4 protein-coding genes are annotated in these 3,759 nt (G+C 64.6%); 3 read left to right on the top strand and 1 reads right to left on the bottom strand.

Translation table 11 applies throughout. The features are described 5' to 3' along the window. The first annotated feature begins 106 nt into the window (after window positions 1-106). From dprA to chrA, 3 genes are all read left to right on the top strand, one after another. Complete coding sequence (gene dprA, locus Q1J79_RS06320; protein ID WP_300298068.1) at window positions 107-1,225, top strand: DNA-processing protein DprA; 1,119 nt, start codon at window positions 107-109, stop codon at window positions 1,223-1,225. A 143-nt stretch (window positions 1,226-1,368) separates the two neighbouring features. Next, window positions 1,369-2,175 carry a chromate resistance protein ChrB domain-containing protein gene (locus Q1J79_RS06325; RefSeq protein WP_300298071.1) on the top strand — a complete coding sequence of 269 codons (807 nt, stop codon included), beginning with the start codon at window positions 1,369-1,371 and terminating at the stop codon, window positions 2,173-2,175. Window positions 2,176-2,192: 17 nt separating this feature from the next. Beyond that, the gene (gene chrA, locus Q1J79_RS06330) at window positions 2,193-3,530 is read left to right on the top strand and encodes a chromate efflux transporter (protein ID WP_300298074.1); all 1,338 of its coding nucleotides are present in this window, start codon (window positions 2,193-2,195) and stop codon (window positions 3,528-3,530) included. A 70-nt stretch (window positions 3,531-3,600) separates the two neighbouring features. Here the strand turns inward: chrA and Q1J79_RS06335 are convergent. Further along, a partial coding sequence (locus tag Q1J79_RS06335; protein WP_300298092.1) for an aldehyde dehydrogenase family protein occupies window positions 3,601-3,759 on the bottom strand: 159 nt, incomplete at its 5' end.

Below are 3,759 nucleotides of genomic sequence, written 5' to 3' on the forward strand. Positions count from 1 at the left end.
GCGCTTCTGGCGGCAGCCATGGCCGTGCTGGTCTATATCCGCCACCACCAGAACATCGCCCGGCTGCTGAAGGGCGATGAACCAAAAATCGGCCAGAAAAAGAAGGATGACGGCGCGCCTGCCGCTTCTGCCTGACTCTGAAAAGCGCGACTGGCTGCGGTTGATCCGTAGCGCGCATCTCGGCCCGATCACCTTCCATCACATACTCCGGTATTACGGCAGCGCAGCGAATGCCATCGAACGCCTGCCCGAGATGGCCAAACGCGGGGGCGCGAAACGCAAGATCGAACTGGCCGACATCAAAAGCATCGATGCCGAACTGAAGGCCCTCAAAGCCTGTGGCGCAAACCTGGTCGCCTGGGGCGAACCGGGTTATCCGGTCGGCCTGATGCAACTCGACGATGCGCCGCCCCTGCTGGCGGCAAAAGGCGATCCGCTGATCTCAGAAGCCGCCGGCATCGCCATTGTCGGCGCGCGCAATGCCTCGGCCATTGCCCAGCGGTTCACCCGCGACATCGCCGGTGAACTCTGCCGGCAGGACTTCAGCATCATCTCAGGTCTTGCGCGCGGCATCGACAAGGCGGCCCATGACGGCGCGCTGCAGGCGAATGGCAAAACGACGGCCTTCATCGGCACCGGGATCGACATCGCCTTTCCCCCCGAGAATACGAAGCTGCATGACGAGATCGCCGAACGTGGCGTGATCTTCGCCGAAATGCCGGCCGGAACGCCGCCGCTTGCGCAGAATTTCCCGCGCCGCAACCGCCTGATCTCGGGCGCTTCGCTCGGCGTGCTGGTGATCGAGGCCGCATTGAAATCCGGTTCACTGATCACCGCCCGCATGGCGGCCGAACAGGGCCGCGAGGTGATGGCCGTGCCGGGCTCGCCGCTTGATCCGCGCTGCCATGGCAGCAATGACCTGATCCGCCAGGGCGCCACGCTGGTCGAACGCATCGACGACATCCTGGCCGTGATCGCGCCGCAGCGGCCTGCCAGCGTGAAAACACCCTCTCTGCCGGCAGCCATGCCTGCCCCCGTGGGCGACGACGATCTCGCCCGCGCCCATGCCGAGCTTGACCGCCTGCTCTCGCCCAATCCGGTGGAGATCGACGAGTTGATCCGCCTCAGCGGCCTGTCCTCGGCCACGATCCTCATGGTGCTGACGGAAAAGGAACTGGCCGGGCGGGTCCTCCGCCATCCCGGAGGCAAGGTTTCCGCCGGCTAGAATCCGCTTGCCTTTGCCGGGATCGGCGATAGCTTAGCGCCCATGGGGACAACGCGGTCTCCCCATCAGATACCCCTGACATTCCGGTATCCAAGCGCCGCTACTGAACTTCACGCCCCGATTCCGCGTGACGAGGTAGCACCATGGATACCCATACCCTTCCCTCCATTTCCGTGGCCGGACTGGCACGCGATATCGCCGCCGGCCGCTTCCCATACCTGATCGATGTACGGCGCGAGGAACGTTACGTCGAAGCCGACAGCGTGATCCGCGGCGCGCGGCGGCGTCGACCGGACCAGATTGCGCTCTGGGCGGAAGACCTGCCGCGCGATGCAGAAATCGTCGTCTACTGCGTCCATGGCCATGAAGTCAGTCAGGATGCCTGCGCCATGCTGCAATCCCTTGGCCGGCGCGCACGCTATCTGACTGGCGGGATCGAAGCCTGGCGTGAAGCCGGTGGCCCGCTGCAGGCCAAACCGCCGGCCGAGCCAAGCCGCTGGATCACCCGCGAACGCCCCAAGATCGACCGCATTGCCTGTCCATGGCTGGTGCGACGTTTCATCGATCCCGATGCGCAGTTCTTCTATGTGCCATCCGATCAGGTCTTTGCCCGCGCGGAAGACTGGCAAGCGACGCCGTATGACATCCCCGGCGCGGCCTACAGCCATGACGGCGAGTTGTGCAGCTTCGACGCCTTCATCGCCTGTCATGGCCTGCACGACGACCCGGCACTGCAGCAGCTTGCCATCATCGTGCGCGGCGCCGATACCGGCCGGCCCGAGTTGGCACCGCAGGCTCCCGGCCTGCTTGCCCTCTCCCTCGGCCTGTCGGTCCTGTGTCAGGACGATGACGCCCTGATGATGGAGCGTGGGATGCTGGTATATGACGCGCTTTACGCCTGGTGCGCGTCCGCCCGGTCTGAACGTCACGGCTGGCCGCCGGCCGCCTGAAGGGTTAGAGATTGGATATGAACACGACGAATCAGACTGCCGCCCAGACTGAAGGGCCCAGCTTCGGCGAGGCCTTCCGCACCTGGGCCAAGATCGGCCTGCTCAGTTTCGGCGGGCCGGCCGGCCAGATCGCCATGATGCACCGCATCGTGGTGGACGAGAAAAAATGGGTCAGCGAACCGCAATTCCTGCATGCGCTGAATTTCTGCATGCTGCTGCCCGGCCCCGAGGCGCAGCAGCTCGCCACCTATATCGGCTGGCTGCTGCATCGGGCGAAAGGTGGTATCGCGGCCGGCCTGCTGTTCATTCTGCCCGGCCTCGCCGTGATCCTGGCCCTGAGTACCATCTATGTGCTGTGGCGCGACGTACCACTGGTGGATGGCGTGTTCTTCGGCCTGCAGGCCGCCGTGCTGGCCATCGTGATCGAGGCCGTGCAGCGCATCGCCCGCCGCGCCATCAAGACGCGGTTCCTGCTCGGCATCAGCGCGCTGGCCTTCATCGGCATCTATGGCCTGCAGATACCCTTTCCCCTGATCGTGCTGGGTGCCGCTCTGATCGGCTGGCTGGTCGGGCGCAGCAGGCCGGACTGGATCGTTGCGGCGGCGGCCAAGGACGATGCCGATGCGCTGCCCAGCGTGGCGCCAAGCTGGTCGCGCAACCTGATCGTCATCGCGATCTTCGGCCTGCTCTGGGCCGGGCCGCTGCTCTGGCTGTTCGTGACGCTGGGCGAAACCCATGTCTTCACCCAGATCGGCGTGTTCTTCAGCAAGATGGCCGTGGTCACCTTCGGCGGCGCCTATGCCGTGCTGGCCTATGTCAGCCAGCAGGCGGTGGAGGTCTATGGCTGGTTGAATGCCGAAGAGATGCTGCATGGCCTCGGCCTGGCCGAGACCACGCCGGGGCCGCTGATCCTGGTGCTGACTTTCGTAGGCTATATCGCCGGTTTCCGCTTCGGTGGCATCGACCCGGTATTGGGTGGCCTGCTGGGCGGTATGCTGGCTACCTGGGTCACCTTTGTGCCCTGCTTCCTGTGGATCTTCCTCGGCGCGCCTTATATCGAACGCATCCGCCATGTGCGCGCCTTCAGCCACGCACTAGCGGCGATCACGGCAGCCGTGGTGGGCGTGATCCTCAATCTCGCCATCTGGTTCGGCCTGCATGTGCTGTTCAGGCGGATGGAGAGCGTCTCGCTCGGTCCGCTGAGCTGGGATGTGCCGGTACTCTCCAGCCTCGATCCCTGGATGGCGCTGCTGTCGGCGGCGGCGATCATCGCCGTTTTCCGCTTCCATCTTGGCCTCAGCTGGCTGCTCGGCGGTGCGGCAGTAGCCGGCATCGCGATCCGCTTCATCGCCTGAGTGAAATAAGGAGCCTGAATCAAAAAGGGGGCCGTCAGGCCCCCTTCTTCGTTTTGCTTTAGCGCCGGCCTTACAGCCCAACCTGCGTGATGAACTTGGTGTTCAGGTAGGCTTCGATCGCTTCCGAGCCGCCTTCCGAACCATAGCCCGAATCCTTGATGCCGCCGAACGGCACTTCCGGCAGGGCCAGGCCATGGTGGTTGATCGACACCATGCCGCTCTCGAAGGC

Origin of the sequence: Ferrovibrio sp. (genome assembly GCF_029255545.1) — a bacterium.
Classification (GTDB): Bacteria; Pseudomonadota; Alphaproteobacteria; order Ferrovibrionales; family Ferrovibrionaceae; genus Ferrovibrio.

Excerpts from the sequence above, each read along its gene's own strand:
- dprA (WP_300298068.1), top strand. The coding sequence starts at position 107 with ATGACGGCGCGCCTGCCGCTTCTGCCTGACTCTGAAAAGCGCGACTGG.
- chrA (WP_300298074.1), top strand. The coding sequence starts at position 2,193 with ATGAACACGACGAATCAGACTGCCGCCCAGACTGAAGGGCCCAGCTTC.
- Q1J79_RS06325 (WP_300298071.1), top strand. The coding sequence starts at position 1,369 with ATGGATACCCATACCCTTCCCTCCATTTCCGTGGCCGGACTGGCACGC.